The sequence below is a fragment of the Acinetobacter pittii ATCC 19004 = CIP 70.29 genome, assembly GCF_000369045.1.
GTDB lineage: Bacteria > Pseudomonadota > Gammaproteobacteria > Pseudomonadales > Moraxellaceae > Acinetobacter > Acinetobacter pittii.
The window spans coordinates 417,165-433,255 of sequence record NZ_KB849789.1 but is presented as its reverse complement, the minus strand read 5'-3'; the positions used below and the strand labels follow the sequence as shown (position 1 = coordinate 433,255).

Genomic DNA, 16,091 nt, shown 5'->3' with positions numbered 1-16,091 from the left:
TAAAAATATGCAACTTTTTGCATTAGAAGTTTAACTAAAATTTATTTATATAAAACAATAAATTATAAAAATATCTTTAAAAGGATGCTTTAATTAACTGTTTCGTATACTCAGCCTGAGGCTTAGAAAATAAGAGTTCAGTTTCCTGATATTCAACAACTTTGGCATGACGTAATACCATCACTTTGTGGCAAAGTGCTTTTACTATATTGAGATCATGACTAATGAAAATATAACTTAACTGCTCAGTTTGCTGTAATTGTCTCAACAACTTGATCATGGCTTTTTGCGTGGTCCGATCTAAGGCAGAGGTAGGTTCATCCAAAATTAAAAGTTTCGGTTGCACTACCAAAGCTCTGGCTAAGGCGACACGTTGACGCTGTCCACCTGAAAGTTCATGAGGATAACGGTGTTGAAAATCTTCAGCCAATTCAACTTTTACCAATACAGATTCAACTTGCTGTTTGATCTCGTTATCAGCTACTGCTTTCACTTTCAATCCTTCAGCAATAATCTGCCCTACTGTCATACGCGGGTTTAAACTTCCAAATGGGTCTTGGAATACAAGTTGAAAATCAGATCTCATCAAACGCAAGGCTTTTGGCTGTAACTGATTTAAATCTTGACCTAAGAAAACAATCTGTCCTTTGCTCTGAATAAGCTGAACCAAAGCGAGGGCTAAAGATGACTTACCCGCACCACTTTCACCAACTACCCCAAGTGCTTCACCTTGAGCAAGGTCAAAACTCAAATCTTCTATTGCGGTGAAATATCCTTGAATGCGATTTAAAATTCCTTTTCTTATAGGAAACTGCACGCTGAGCTGTCGAACTGATAAAACATTCTGTTGAGCGGGTCTAGACTCTACACTTCCAAAATCATGATCTAATAATTGTGCTGTATAACTAGTTTTAGGATTTACAAAGATTTGGCTCAGTTCACCTTGCTCCACGACACGCCCACTTTGCAATACAATAAGTTTCTCAGCATAGCGATGTACTAAATTGAGGTCATGGCTAATTAAAATAAGTGCCATCCCATATTTGCTTTGCAAAGATTTTAATAGCTCTAAAATCTGTATCTGTAAAACCACATCCAACGCAGTAGTAGGTTCATCAGCAATCAAAATTTTAGGCTGAAGTGCCAATGTCATCGCGATCATGACACGTTGTCTTTGCCCACCAGAAAGATCATGTGGATAACGTTTTAAAATTTGTTCTGGTTCAACAATTCCCACATCTTTTAGTAATTCGACTATTTGCTGTCGAACTTCTTGTTTTGAAAAACCAGATAAAAGAAGATTTTCCCCTATAATTTTTTCAACCCAATGGAGCGGATTTAAAGCACTAGCAGGTTCTTGAAAAATCATAGCGATTTGTCGACCACGTAAATTTGATTGAGCTCTTTCATCTAGCTCAAGCATATTTTGCGGTCCAATCCAGACCTGCCCCGCTATTTCTAATTTATCTTGTAGCAAGCCCATTATTGCTAAGCAGCTCATCGATTTACCTGAACCACTTTCGCCCACAATAGCGAGTGTCTCACCTTCACTTAAGTAAAAATTTAGATCTTCTAATAACACCTTTCGGTCTTTGGTCTGAACCGAAAGTTGCTCTACTTTTAATAATGCTAAAGCGGGATTTAAATTATTTTCTTGGGTCAAAAGCATCACGAGCCGCCTCCCCAATATAAATTAAAAGTGAAAGAACAATCGCCAGACTAAAAAAGCCTGAAATTGCTAGCCATGGCGCATCTAAATTATTTTTACCTTGTAGTAATAATTCACCTAAAGAGGCCGCATCTGGCGGTAGACCATATCCTAAAAAATCAAGAGCAGTTAAAGCGCTAATGTTAGTTGTTAAAATAAAAGGTAACTGAGACAAACTCGAACTGATCGCATTTGGCAAAATATGCCTAAAAATAATTGCGTGATCAGTCACTCCCAAAACTTGGGCTGCACGAACATAATCTAGCTGGCGAGCTTTCAAAAATTCTGCTCTAACGATGCCTACCAAAACAGTCCAGCCGAAAAACAACATAATGAAAAATAGCCAATATACATTTGGAACAAACATACTGACTAAAATCATGACCATAAAAAGCATGGGTAAGCCATTCCAGACTTCCACTAAACGTTGCCCCAATAAATCGACCCAGCCACCATAGTAACCTTGAATAGCGCCTACCGTAATTCCAAATAAAGCAGAACAAAATGTTAAGGCCAAGCCAAAAAGTAACGATACTCTTAAGCCATAAAGAATACGCGCAAAAACGTCCCTTCCTTGATCATCTGTTCCCAACCAGTTTTGCTTGGAAGGTGGTGATGGCACAGGAACTGCCAAATCTAAATTGGGAGTTTGATATGAAAATTGAATGAGGGGCCAAACTGCCCATCCTTTAGCTTCAATAAGCGCTTGTACGGCGGGGTCTTTATAGTCAGCTTCTGTTTCAAACACCCCACCAAACGCAGTTTCAGGATAAGTTTTTAACACGGGTGAATAGTAAGAATCTTCATACTTCACTAAAAGCGGTTTATCGTTAGCAATTAACTCCGCAGCTAAGGACAAAATCAAAATCAGACTAAATAGAATAAAGCTGGCCCAACCCAATTTATGCTGTCTAAAACGCTGTAATCGTGTGCGCACAATTAAAGACATTATTTGCCTCCTTGTGCGTCAAAGTGAATTCTTGGATCAATCCATTGGTACAACACATCACAAATGAGACGTAAAATTAGGCTAAATAAAGTAAAGAAAAATAAAACACCAAAAATAACAGGATAATCACGTTGGACAATAGCTTCAAAGCCCAACAAACCCACCCCATCTAGGTGAAAGATAATTTCTACAAATAGATTACCTACAAAGAAAATACCTGCTAACGCTTCTGGCAATCCTGCGAGCACAACTAAAATGGCATTACGAAAGACATGCTTATATAAGACCTGTTGGCTATTCAACCCTTTTGCATAGGCTGCCAAAACATAGGGTTTATTGAGTTCTTCTAAAAATGAGTATTTAGTTAAATAGGTTAAACTGGCAAAACCGCCTAATACCATCGTAATCAGTGGCAAAGTCATATGCCATAAATAATCGGTAACTTTGCCCCAGAGACTGAGTTGATGAAAGTTATCTGAGACTAAGTTTTGTAGTGGAAACCATTGGAAATAAGACCCACCTGCAAAAAAAACAACTAACAAAATCGCAAATACAAAACTTGGTACAGCATACCCCACCACAAGCACTAAAGAAGTTGATCGATCAAACCAAGAGCCCTGCTGTTTTGCCTTTTTAATTCCCAGCGGAATAGAAATGAGATAAATGAGTAAAGTACTCACCAGCCCAAGTGAAATGGAAACAGGCATTTTTTCCCACAACAATTGCACAACAGGTTTATCTTTAAAGAAACTTTGTCCAAAATCTAAAGTTAAATAGCCTTTTAACATTAGAAAAAATCGTTCAGGGCCAGAACGATCAAAGCCGTACTGAGCCTTAATTTGCTCAACCATTTCAGGGCTTAAACCTTGAGCACCTTGATAATAAGTTTCTGCACTCAATGCACGGCCAATTCCCAAATCGCTTTGTGCCTGATGTATTGCTTGCTCAACTGGCCCACCCGGTGCAATTTGCACAACCACAAAGTTAATCAATAAAATGACAAACAATGTGGGAATCATTAAAAGAAGTCGCTTGAGAATATATGAACCCATATAACAGGATTTCCTTTATGGCAGGTGCTTTTTATTGTTGATGTAAATATTTGGCAACTTTTTTGGCTTTGTTTGCATCACTCCACCAATATTCTATCCCAGAAGAAAGCGCTGGTTTAACTTTAGGTTGTTGATACATATTCCAATAAGCATACCAGTTTTCACCTTTACCATAAGTCGGGATTTGATAATAACCAGCTCTAAGCAATCGATCGAGAATGCGAGTATAAATAATCTGTTGTTCACGGCTTTTACTTGCAACGAGTTTTGCAATCACTTGATCAATTACTGGATTACGAATTCCCGCATAATTGTAATTTCCATCCTGAGCTGCAGCTACACTCCCCCAGAACTGAGTTTGTTCATTTCCCGGATTGAGAGATTGCGGCAAATTCATTGTGGTCATATCAAAATCGTAACGGCGAGTTCGTTCTAAATATTGCGGAGCATCAACCTGACGTAAATTAACTGCAATACCTAATTTTTTTAAGTTACGAATAAAAGGTAGAAGTGTTCGTTGTTTACCATCTTGCTGAATTAAAAATTCGAGCTGAACTTTCTTTCCCTCAGGCGTAAATAGCTGCCCTTCTTTAACTTTATAACCAGCTTGTATCAGTAATTGCCGTGCAGTCAACAAATTCTGACGGTTAAATCCACTTGCATCTGACACTGGGTATTTCCAGTTTGCTAAAACACCTTGCTGCATGAGTGGAGATAACTTAGGCAATAACGGCTTTAACAACTCTAATTCAGTTTTTGAAGGTCGACCTGTTGCAGCTAATTCACTATTTTCAAAATAACTTTGTAGGCGCTGATATTGTCCATAAAACAAAGCCTTATTCTGCCATTCAAAGTCATAGGCATAGGTTAAAGCTTGTCTAAAACGAATATCATTTAAAGGTTTTCGTCGCGTATTAAAAACATAGCTTTCAGTGGCAATCGGATTATGGTGACGAAACTTATATTGAGAAACCAACCCTGCTTTTACGGCTGGAAACCGGTAATCAGTTACCCATTTTTTAGGATTAGTTTCTTCATGCAAAGTGTATTGCCCAGATTTAAATCCTTCAAAAGCAATATCCCAATTTCGATAATAAACATATCTCAAGCGGTCAAAGTTATAACGCCCCTTATTAATAGGTAAATCTTTTGCCCAATAATTTGGATTTCTTTTATAACTGATGCTTCTACCCGGATCAACTCGTTCAACTACATATGGCCCCGAACCAATAATCGGTTGTAAGGTAATTCGGCTAAAATCTCTTTTTTGCCAATCTACTTTTGAATAAATGGGTAGGGTTGCCAAAATGAATGGCATTTTAGGGTTATGTGTAGACTTAAAACTAAACTTTACTTGATGAGCATTTATTACTTCTGTTTTTGCTAAATCAGCAAGGTACATTTGCAAACCTAAATTAGATTTAGTCTGATAGGCATCAAAACTAAATTTAACATCTGCCGCAGTGACTGCCTGCCCATTACTAAAACGCGCTTTAGGGTTTAAATAGAAAGTCACTGATTGCGTTTTTTCTGGGTCATAACTCACTTTCTGAGCCAAAAGCGGATATAAAACTCCAACCTCATCAAGTGATTGTGTCATTAAAGTATCAAAAAGATAATTAACGCCTTCTGTAGCATTCCCTTTCCCATTCATACTATTGAGGTTATCAAAAGTTCCTTGAGCTGCCTGACTTAATAGGCCACCTTTAGGTGCATTAGGGTTTGCATATGGCATAGCCATCATTTCTAAATACTTAGGCTTAGAATGAATCGCTATATATGAAGTGGTTTGCTGTGCAGAAAAAACACTATGGGAAATGACACTGAGCCCGACTAGCAGGCTCAGTTGAAAATTTAATTTATGCATCAGTGGCTAATTATTTTACAAATTAGGCACTTTAATCACATCACCAATGCGAAGCTGAGTAGAAGGCGTTAAATTATTCAGCTCAGCCAATAAATTGGTTTCTAAACCATATTTACTCGCAAGACCGATTAAGGTATCACCACGCTTCACTTTGTATTCCACGACAGTTTTTGGAATCACAATATTCTGACCGCGCTGTAAGTTAGCATTTGCTTTTAATGCATTCATTTCAGCCAGTTCACGCACTGAAATACCCGCACGGCTCGCAATACTATTTAAAGACTCACCAGATTTAACCGTATATCTTTCAGTGTTTTTACCAGCAGCAACTGTTTTAGTTGAAGACTTAGTATCTACTTTAGCTGTTTCAACTGTAGGCACATCACCCGTTAGCTTTAAACGCTGCCCCACACGAACGCTACTGTTGCGTGAAAGACCATTTAATGAAGCAAGATAGTCCAACTGTAAGTGGTAGCGATTAGCGATATTACCTAAGCTATCACCAGATTTAACTGTATAAGTTTCTGGTGTTTCTTCTTTGGCGTTTTTAGAAGATTTAGTTGGCGCTTCTTCAACCGTACCTGTTAGTTTTAAGCGTTGACCAGCACGCAAACCAGCAGTACGAGACAAACCGTTTAGGTCAGCCAAATAGCTTGTTTGCAAATTATATTTACTTGCAATCGCATTTAAGCTATCGCCAGACTGTACAACGTATTGTTCTGGAACACTTAAGCCTGCCGGTACTTTTAAAGTTTGACCAAGCTGCACATGGCTATTTGCTTTTAAGTTATTTAACTCGGCTAACTCAGCTAGGCTAATTTTTGATTTAGTTGCAATACTCGATAAAGTATCACCACGTTGTACTTTATAGCCTTCTGTTTTATAAGAAACACTTGCTGATGCTTTCTCAGATTTACTAGAAGCCTTAGTTTCAGCAACTTCATCTACAGAAATATCTTGTGTAGGCACATTAATTTTTTGGCCTACCATTAAGTTACTGCCCGCAGTTAATCCCGGTGTTAATTCAGCAAGTTCCTGATTAGAGAGCGCATAACGATCTGCAATCAATTTAAGGTATTCACCGCGCTTCACAGTATAGCTTTTAGTTGCTATACGTTTTGCACTTGCCTGAACAGCTTTCGGTTCTGCTTTAGCACTTGAGCGACTATTTTTTGGTTCTTTTAACTGTAGTTTTTGCCCAACAAATAAGCCATCAGTCACTGATAAATCGTTATATTCAGCCAATTGTCTTACTGACAAATTAAACTGGTTAGCCACGCCGCTTAAACTATCGTTAGCCTGAACGACATATACATCTGGTTTAGCTGTGCTTTTTGAAGTCGTTTGAGTTTCTTGTGGCTTAGCATCATAAAGGTAAAGCGTTGAACCAACATATAACGTCTTTTCTGGATCAATCTGGTTCCACTTAGCAACATCGCGCCAGTTTACGCCGTTTTTCATCGCAATAACGGCTAAAGTATCACCCGGTAAAACTGTATAGGTACTACGTTTGCCTTTTGGCTGTACAACCACTACATCTGTATCAGTTTTAATGTAAGGCTTGTCTTTATTGCGCTGCCCATCTTCAGAGTTAGCTACAGTCACGTCTTCAGCTAAAGTTTTTGGATATGCAAAACCTTTACTTACTTCTTTACCTTGTTGCTCTGCAACTGATTGGCTTGTTTGAATCGCAGTTAACTTAATTTTGCCATCATAAGGATCAACAATTTCTGTTCCTTGTGGTGCAATAGCCTTCAACTCGGCAACTACTTGATCTTTTTCAGCCTGCGTTGGTTGTGGCTCTAAAGCTTGTTGAACTGTTTCTTTCTCACCTTCAGCTCGAACTGCCGCTAAAATCTTTTCACGTTCTGCAGCCGAGATTGGTGGTTCTGTCTTCACTTGCTTAATATTTGCCGCAGGTGTCACAGCAACAGGAATACGTGGAGCACTTGGTACATCAGCCGAAGCTGCAAACGCGGCTAAAGCATCAGACCCACGAGGAGTTGAAGTTTTTAACGTGGTAGAGCTACTGGTTGTTTTAGTAGGTGTTGACGGTTTAACTGGTTGCACCTGATTTGCAGGCGTGGTTTTAATTGTCACAGATGTTGAAGCACTTACATCTGGCTTAGATGGTGAAGTCACATTTGCCCACCAACCTGAACCACCGCCAGACTTCATACCTTTTAATTTATTATCAATTGAAGGACTTAAATCTGCTGGAATCAAGATACGCATTGGACTTGCAGGGTCTACCATTTCACCACGATATCCCGGGTTTAATGCATAGAGTTCCGAACGACTTAATCCAGCTACAGAAGCAATTTCATTTAAAGATAAAGGTGCAGATAAAGTCACTTCACGGAAATGGGGTCTATTTGCAATTGGTGGTAAAGAAATACCGTAAGCCTTTGGATTTTTAATAATTTGGGCAACAGCCAAGAAACGAGGAACATAGTTCATGGTTTCTTGAGGTAATTTTAAAGACCAATAATCAGTTGGTAAACCTGCTGCCTGATTTCGGTTAATTGCTTGTTGAATACGTCCCGGTCCAGCATTATAGGCTGCTAAAGCAAGCTCCCAAGAACCGAATTGATTATATAAGCTTCCTAAAAACTCATAGGCAGCACGAGTCGACTCAACAACATCTCGACGGCCATCATACATGCCTGTTTGCTTTAAGCCATAAATACGGCCAGTACTCGGAATAAACTGCCATAAACCTGCTGCGGCTGCGCTACTTGTTGCAGCTGGGTCATATGAACTTTCAATTACAGGTAAGAGTGCAAGTTCTGTCGGCAAACCACGGCGTTCAGCTTCTTTAACTGTATGGTACAAATAACGACTTGCACGGGCACTTAAACGATCAAGATAAGGCTGACGAGAAATAAACCAACTACGCTGAGCTTCAATACGTGAATCCCAATGGTTCAAATCCATTTTGAAACCAACAGACATACGTTTCCAGACATCACCATGCTTTAAAATAAGCAGACGGTCACCCTCTACAGCACGCATATCAGTTGCTGAAAGTAAGTCTTCCAATGAATCAAGACTACTTGCATCTAAATAACCTGCACCACTGACCTGTTTCGATTTTGAGGTTTTTGCAGATTGCGGAGTCGATGAACAGCCTGTTGTAATACCCAACGCAGCTAACGCAGAGCTAAGTACGGTAATTTTAAACAATGATGCTGCAGATGGCTGCCACACAAATGTGGTTGGTTTATACATAAAAACTTCCAAACAACTCGCGTAATATTTTTTTGGGGTCTGCCCACAAACCCTAGGTCTTCGATGCCATTGTAGTAAAGCGTGCAAGATAGACAAGGCAATAATTTAATGTCATTTGCATGGAAATGTTACAAGAAATTAAAAAAACCTTGCTTTGATACGATGGAACCGAACTTTTTGCGTATACAATACACCATATTCAGTTCTTTTTCTTTTAGTTTAGGTTTCGATTTATGTCTCAAACAATCACACTGTATGTTGATGGTGCATGTCGTGGCAATCCGGGTTTAGGTGGTTGGGGCGCATATGTCATTACCGAGCAGGGTGAACATAAATTATTTGGCGGTGAGCCTGATACGACCAATAACCGTATGGAACTCACTGCTGCCATTGAAGGTGTTTCATTTTGCCCAACCGATGCACATTTGATTATCTGGACAGATTCAAATTATGTGAAGCAAGGTATTACTGAGTGGATTCATGGTTGGAAAAAGAAAAACTGGAAAGATGTAAAAAATCCTGACCTTTGGCAGAAATTAGATGCTGTCTGTGCAGGTAGAAATATTGAGTGGAACTGGATTAAAGGCCATGCAGGACACCCTGGCAATGAAATGGCAGACCAGTTGGCGAATTTAGGTGCAGACAAAACTGCTAAAGAACTCAAGCAACCACAGTCTGCCACTGTATCGCAAGATATAAAAAAGCCTGAACAGGACTGGCTGCTAGATGACCCTTTCGGATTTGATCTGGCTGACGCAACTGAAGAAGAAAATATTCATCTTGAAGCATCTGAAGAAGTTGAGATGATTATTGTGGAAGAAGAAATTATTGAAGTTGAAACTACCGAACAAGAAAGTAAGCAGCCAACCAATAACATTCATCCTCAAATCGTTGTGACCGAAGCCAAGTTAAAATTACAAGGTCCTCGACAACTGATTCTCGATACGGAAACTACTGGTTTTTATTTCCAAGATGGCGACCGCATTATTGAGGTGGGCGCGATTGAGATGATTAACCGTAAGCTTACGGGTAGCTCGATTCATATTTATATCAACCCACAAAAACCAGTGGGAGACTCAGAAAACATCCACGGTATCAGTGATGATTTCTTAAAAGATAAACCGCTCTATGCGGACATTGCTGACACCTTATTTGACTATCTCAAAGGTGCAGAGATTATTGCCCATAACGCGACCTTCGATATGAACTTCCTTGATATGGAGTTTAAACGCGTAGGACTTCCTGCACTTTCTGAAGTATGTGAGGTAACAGATACTTTAGCTTTAGCGAAAAACAAACATCCGGGACAAAAAAACTCCCTTGATGCGCTTGTAAGACGTTATGAAATTCCAGCACGTGACCGTACTTTCCACGGCGCATTACTCGATGCTGAAATTCTTGCTGATGTCTACTTGGCAATGACTGGTGGTCAGGTTTCTTTTGATATAGATGCCTTATCTCAGAGTGAAAATAGCCAGCAAACAACCAATAGAAGCAGAGTTCAAATTGACCTCCCTGTAATTTACCCTTCAGATGAAGAGTTAAATACACATGAGACTTGGGTCAAAGAATATGAGGAAAAACACGGAGAACCTTGCCTTTTTGCAAAATAAATTTTTGATTCTTTAGTGTTTTTAGCTTTTCCCCTTTGTAAGTTAAGTTATATTAGTCGCATAGATTTTTAGCTCAAATTATTGAGCACTACGAATATAACAATTGATTTTTTTGCAAAGGGGAACGTTTATGTCTGAGCATACGTCGATTCATTTCGATCCAACAGCTTTACTCATCATTAAACATGAAATTGATCGTTCAATAAAACTGGTTGAAGGTGCAGTAAGTACCTTAATTGAAGAACAGGCTCTCCCTTTTGGTATTGATGATGCATTAGAACAATTTAAACAATGCACTCAAGTTCTACGCTTAATTGATGTTCCTTATCTTGCAAAAATCACTCAATATTCGACTGAGTTGATGCAAAAAATTATTGCGAATCCAACCCAAATTAATACGGATGATGTGGTTGCCCTAAGTGAAGGCACGACCATGGTAAAGCGTTATATTGAATTTATCTGTTTGCGTGAAATACAAGTTCCACAATTTCTTCTTACAACCTTAAATAATTTAGAATTGGCTTTAAATAAGCCTCTAACTACATCGGGACAAGCTATTGTTCCTTTACTTGCAAATACTTCGCTTGAACTACCCTTGCCTGAAATATTAATTAGTGAAAAAACTCAGTTCATCCATCAACTATACAAACTATCTCTACACCAATTTTTAAAAAAGACAGCCTCAGCTCAGAATTTTCAAGCCTTTAAACTTATTGCAACCTATTTGGTCAGCATGGCGAACACTCAGCCAAGCCAAAAATATTGGCAGCTCGTCAATTACGCTTTTAACCATATTGATGACTTACTTTTAAATGATTCACGCCTACGTGTACTGATTAATATTGAAAGTCATATTGCTCTATTTTTGGCAGCACCCGAAAGTTTTGAACCTAATTTAGCGGCATTCGCAGATATTTTAAGTATTGTCATCGCTCAAGAAGATGAGATTGCTTACCTTATTCGTAACCAGCTTCATATTGGTGATGAGACACCAACTGATACTCAATTACTCGTTTTAAGTCGCCATCTTTTTGGTCCGGACTTTGACACGATGCACACAGTCAGCCAATTAATCTTGGATGAAATGAATAAGGTGCGGAATGATATTGAATACAACTATCAAAATATGTCGCCTGAAAAAGCACAACAACTACAAGCGAGCCTTTTACAACTGGCATATACCTTTAAACTTCTAAACCTTGTTGAAGCCGCATCTGCTCTTTCTCAACAAGCCAGCAGTTTAAGTCAACTTAACATTTTAAGTGACGAAAACTATGCTCAGCAGCTAATGAACAGTATTTTATCTGCCATGAACTCAATTGGTATTTTGGTACGCAATTACACGTCAAATCGTCTACAACTTAGCGTAAATAATACGGCTATTTCTTTAGATCGTCTTGATGAAGCTCACCAAGCTTTGCTTACTGAGACAAAAAATTTAATTGATTTTATCTGCCAAAGTCTTACTTTGTATGCCAATGATCAGACACAAAATATTGAAGCGATTGCAGGTTCATTAAAAGAGTTAGCGGGTGCAGCTGAATTTTTAGGAAGCACGACTCAACAACATGCTTTACTCCAAACTGCCCAATTTGTTCAAGAGCAACTTGAACAAAGCCAGCCTTTTAATACAGACCAAATTCACTGTATTTTTAACGTATTAGCAGGCATTGACATGTTAGTTGACAATTTAAAAAATAAACAACCTGTTCTACAATCCATGTTTAATGTAGCATTGTCGAGTAGTCAACAACTTCAAAAAAAGGCAGCTTAATGTCTGAATTATCACTTGCTTATATTTTCCATCATCAACAATTACTGGTTGACCAGAATCTCCAACTACCCAAAGTCGAAAAGTTAGCAAGTGATTTACTTTTCACTCATGATGAGCAAGTCATTGCACGTGACTTGCTTGCTGAGGAACCTATCCCCGAAGGCTTACAACTTGTCCCAATTCGCCAGCTTATTACCAGCTGGTCGAAAGAACAGTTTTTGCAAGCGAGCCGTGCTGTTCAATTACTTGAATGGCGACGTAACCATAAGTTTTGTAGCCACTGTGGACATCCGACAGAAGTTCATCCAACCGAATATGCAATGGTATGCCCTTCTTGTCGCTACCATCAATATCCTCGTGTAAACCCTTGCATTATTACCGTCATTACTCGTGGTGATGATGAAATCTTGCTGGCTAAATCAGTTCACAACAAAACCAATATGTATGGTTTGATTGCAGGTTTTGTTGAGGTGGGCGAAACACTTGAAGAAGCAGTACAACGTGAAGCCTTTGAAGAAGTAGGTTTAAAACTTAAAAATATTCAGTATATGTCAAGTCAGCCTTGGCCATTCCCAAGTAACCTTATGGTGGCATTTCGGGCAGAATATGAGTCGGGTGAAATTAAGCTTCAAGAAGAAGAAATTGCAGATGCCCAATTCTTCAAAATTGATCAATTACCTGAGATTCCGTTTAAAGGAAGTATTGCTCATTCAATGATTATGCAGATTACCCAAGCTGGGTAATCTGCCGTGTTTTAAACGAGACTCTCGTTTAAAACACTTCTTCGAGAAAATGTAAGATCGTTCTTTTCGTTCTGAAATAGTGGCTAATAAAGCTAGAAAGACTGGCCAAAATTGTAATATGTCCAGTTTTAGGAATCACAGCGATATGGCTGTGATTTCCACTCTGTCTTAAAGCCCGATCCAAATCCAACGTATTTTCTTTGCCGACAAGCTGATCATTTTCAGCCATGAGCAAGTAATGTTTAATACTATTTTGATTGACGAAATAGTATGGCATCACTTCTTGATAAGAAATGCTTTGATCAAAAGCATCTTCAGCTAGTGGGTCACCCTTATAATCAAAATGATAAGGTCCAGCTAAACCGAAAATCGCCTTAATATTGCCTAAACATTGAATAGGATTTGGCGTTGGGTGATAAACAGCAGACATTACATTAAATGCCCCTGCTGAATGCCCCATAAGCACAACATTTTCTGTAGAAATTTTTAGTTTGTCTTGGTTTTGATGTAAATAATTCAATGCCTGAGTCAGGTCATCAACAAAACTCGGAAAAATATTTTTAGGAGCTAATTGATAGTTGATAACTGCAACGTCATAGCCTTCTTTAGCAAACGTCTCACCAATAAAAAGATAATCTCGCTTATTACCATGTTGCCAAGCACCACCATGTACAAAAACAATAAGAGGCTGATGTGCTAGTTTTTTAACAGATCGGTAAATATCCAAACGGTGACGCGGCTTTAGACCATAACGTACATTTGCGACCTGTTCAAAACCATCTTTTGGAGTAAAACGGTTTAAAGCAAAACTCCCCAAATCATAAAGGCGGAACTCTTTATAAAGAGTTCGCGCCTGTTCAATTTTACTTTGTAGTTGTTCAATCAGATTCATATATTACTGTGCATTCGAAGCTGGATCTGTTTGGTCAGGATCAATTGCAACAGGAGTTTGAACTGTTGGTTGAGCAATGACGTTATTAATAATTGGTGTAGTTGTTGCACTAGCAGTACTCGCCGCTGGCGCAGGTGCTAAATCAACGTTATCAATGAGTGTCACAATTTTGGTCACGTTACCAACATTTTGAAGCACATTATTTAAATCATTAATTTCAGCTGTATTTAAACGGCCCATCACATATAAAACACCATCTTCAGTATGGACAAGTACTTTACTGTCCGATACAACTGGCGCTTTCATTAATAGAGCACGTGTATTTGCAGTTACACCAGCATCTTGCATGATCGTGTTATAGCTGACCTTATTACCCACGGTAATGTAATTATGTACAGCTTTTACATCACTCATGGCTTTAAGGTTGTCTTCTGCCAATTGTTTCAAGTATGGGTCTGGCACTTGTCCTGTTAATAAAACAGTACTATGGAAACTTTCGATATTAATACGTGATTGTTTAAAACGCTGATCAAGCTTATAGAGGTTAATATTCGCTGTACGTTTAATTGAAGAATCAATGAATACCTGACCTAAGCTACGTACACCACTATCTGTTCCGACTGGAGCTGTACCTGTTCCACCAGAAATAAAACTTGCGCAACCTGACAAACTTGCGACACAAAGCGCTGTTACAGCAATACGTTTCAACACTCCACCAGACTCCTATCAATCTCTTCTTGGCTTGATCATAAAACATCGGTTTTAATTTGCTCAAAAGAGTAATGAACTCTTAATCCAAAGTAAATGCATTTTCGATCCATTGCAGATCATAATGGAAATTTGAAAAGTCTTGCTGTACTGTTTTTGCAATTTTCTGTGGAAAATCAAAACAAATCACATCAAAACGACAATAAAAATCCTGATAAGATGGGTAGCGCTGTAAAAAACGCATCGCGGTTTTAATAATTTTCTTCTGCTTTGTTCTTGTCACCATTTCGCAAGCCTGTCCATAATTTCCTATAGTACGTGCCTTTACCTCAACAAAAACCAGCTCTTGCCCTCTTTTAACAATCAAATCCACTTCACCACGGCGTGAATGGTAATTACTGGTTACCCATACATAGTTTTGCTTTTGCAACAGGTTTAAAGCTGTTTGCTCTGCCCATTTCCCCAACTGCTGCGCTAATAGCATTCTTATCTTCCCCAAATTAAAAGTAGCACCACATATTTTGATGCTTAAATTATTTCGCTAAATATACCCGTACTTTCTGATCTAAATTGAACAAATGAAAATCAGATCATTTTGGAAAAGCAAAGGTTGGCAGACATTGTTCACGCCCAAATCATAATTTCGGGTAAACTACCCCATTAAAATTGTTTATCTGTACGGAGTAAAACCAAATGAGTGCTCAGTTATTCGTTGTAGCCACCCCAATCGGGCACTTAGATGATATGACTTTCCGTGCAATTGATATTTTAAAATCAGTTTCTATTGTAGCTGCCGAAGATACACGTCAATCAGCACAATTATTTAAGCACTATAATATATCGACTCAACTTACTGCATGTCATGACCACAATGAAAGTAATAAAATTGAGCAGTTAGTTCAAAAATTACTTGCAGGCGATAACATTGCTTTAATTAGTGATGCTGGTACACCACTTATTAGTGACCCTGGTTTTAAGTTAGTTCGAGCTGCTCAAGAACATGGCATTAAGGTTGTTCCTGTGCCTGGCGCATGTGCTGCAATTGCCGCTTTAAGTGCAGTAGGCCTACCGAGTGATCGTTTTAGTTTTGAAGGATTTTTGCCATCAAAAGCTTCTCAACGTATTTCTCAATTAGAAAAACTCAAAAATGAAACTCAGACCTTAATTTTTTATGAAGCACCACATCGTATTTTAGAGTGTGTAAAAAATATGGCTGAGGTATTTGGTGAAAATCGTCCTGTAGGTTTCGCACGTGAAATTACCAAAACCTTTGAAACCATCAAAAAAATGACTTTAAAAGATTTGGTCAGTTTTATTGAAAATGATCACAATCAAGAAAAAGGCGAAATTGTTCTAGTAGTTGGCGGTGCACCAGAAAAGACAGATCTGGAACAAGAGAAATTAGATGAGCTTTTAAAGCGCTTACTTCAAGATTTATCTGTTAAAGCGGCATCTCAACTGGCTGCTGATTTAACAGGAGTTAAGAAAAAAGTCGCTTATCAACGTGCGCTTGAGTTAACACAATCTTAATCTTTTGATTAAGCACAGTGATGA

12 protein-coding genes are annotated in these 16,091 nt (G+C 38.6%); 4 read left to right on the top strand and 8 right to left on the bottom strand.

Annotated elements, in window-relative coordinates:
- Nucleotides 1-76: 76 nt before the first annotated feature.
- From yejF to mltD, 5 genes are read right to left on the bottom strand one after another with little or no spacing between them, the layout of a single operon-like run.
- On the bottom strand, nt 77-1,672 hold the full coding sequence (yejF, locus tag F928_RS12465) for an ABC transporter ATP-binding protein (RefSeq protein ID WP_119030171.1): 1,596 nt from the start codon (nt 1,670-1,672) through the stop codon (nt 77-79).
- On the bottom strand, nt 1,647-2,657 hold the full coding sequence (gene yejE / locus F928_RS12460; RefSeq protein WP_005075572.1) for an ABC transporter permease: 1,011 nt from the start codon (nt 2,655-2,657) through the stop codon (nt 1,647-1,649). The genes yejF and yejE overlap by 26 nt, the downstream gene beginning before the upstream one ends.
- Nucleotides 2,657-3,709, bottom strand: a complete 1,053-nt coding sequence (gene yejB, locus F928_RS12455; RefSeq protein WP_005075570.1) for a microcin C ABC transporter permease YejB — start codon at nt 3,707-3,709, stop codon at nt 2,657-2,659. The genes yejE and yejB overlap by 1 nt, the downstream gene beginning before the upstream one ends.
- Nucleotides 3,710-3,740: 31 nt before the next feature.
- Complete coding sequence (locus tag F928_RS12450) at nt 3,741-5,576, bottom strand: extracellular solute-binding protein (protein ID WP_005075564.1); 1,836 nt, start codon at nt 5,574-5,576, stop codon at nt 3,741-3,743.
- Nucleotides 5,577-5,591: 15 nt separating this feature from the next.
- Complete coding sequence (gene mltD / locus F928_RS12445; RefSeq protein ID WP_005075562.1) at nt 5,592-8,807, bottom strand: lytic transglycosylase; 3,216 nt, start codon at nt 8,805-8,807, stop codon at nt 5,592-5,594.
- A 233-nt stretch (nt 8,808-9,040) separates the two neighbouring features.
- Here mltD and dnaQ point away from each other — a divergent pair, with 233 nt between their 5' ends.
- From dnaQ to nudC, 3 genes are all read left to right on the top strand, one after another.
- Complete coding sequence (gene dnaQ, locus F928_RS12440; protein ID WP_005075558.1) at nt 9,041-10,420, top strand: DNA polymerase III subunit epsilon; 1,380 nt, start codon at nt 9,041-9,043, stop codon at nt 10,418-10,420.
- Between the two features lie 130 nt (nt 10,421-10,550).
- Nucleotides 10,551-12,194 (top strand): hypothetical protein, encoded by a 1,644-nt coding sequence (locus F928_RS12435; protein ID WP_005075556.1) that lies wholly within the window; start codon nt 10,551-10,553, stop codon nt 12,192-12,194.
- Nucleotides 12,194-12,937, top strand: a complete 744-nt coding sequence (gene nudC / locus F928_RS12430) for an NAD(+) diphosphatase (protein ID WP_005070517.1) — start codon at nt 12,194-12,196, stop codon at nt 12,935-12,937. Before F928_RS12435 ends, nudC begins: the two co-directional genes overlap by 1 nt.
- Nucleotides 12,938-12,965: 28 nt before the next feature.
- Here nudC and afmiD read toward each other — a convergent pair whose 3' ends face one another.
- The 3 genes from afmiD to F928_RS12415 all read right to left on the bottom strand — a co-directional run bounded on the left by afmiD (nt 12,966) and on the right by F928_RS12415 (nt 15,021).
- On the bottom strand, nt 12,966-13,829 hold the full coding sequence (gene afmiD / locus F928_RS12425) for an alpha/beta hydrolase (RefSeq protein WP_005075554.1): 864 nt from the start codon (nt 13,827-13,829) through the stop codon (nt 12,966-12,968).
- 3 nt (nt 13,830-13,832) lie between these two features.
- Complete coding sequence (locus F928_RS12420) at nt 13,833-14,540, bottom strand: BON domain-containing protein (RefSeq protein ID WP_002117601.1); 708 nt, start codon at nt 14,538-14,540, stop codon at nt 13,833-13,835.
- Nucleotides 14,541-14,619: 79 nt separating this feature from the next.
- On the bottom strand, nt 14,620-15,021 hold the full coding sequence (locus F928_RS12415; RefSeq protein WP_005070523.1) for a YraN family protein: 402 nt from the start codon (nt 15,019-15,021) through the stop codon (nt 14,620-14,622).
- A gap of 209 nt (nt 15,022-15,230) precedes the next feature.
- On the opposite strand from F928_RS12415, the gene rsmI reads away from it, so the two are divergent.
- Nucleotides 15,231-16,067, top strand: coding sequence for a 16S rRNA (cytidine(1402)-2'-O)-methyltransferase (gene rsmI / locus F928_RS12410; RefSeq protein WP_005075551.1), 837 nt, complete (start codon nt 15,231-15,233; stop codon nt 16,065-16,067).
- Nucleotides 16,068-16,091 lie beyond the last annotated feature (24 nt).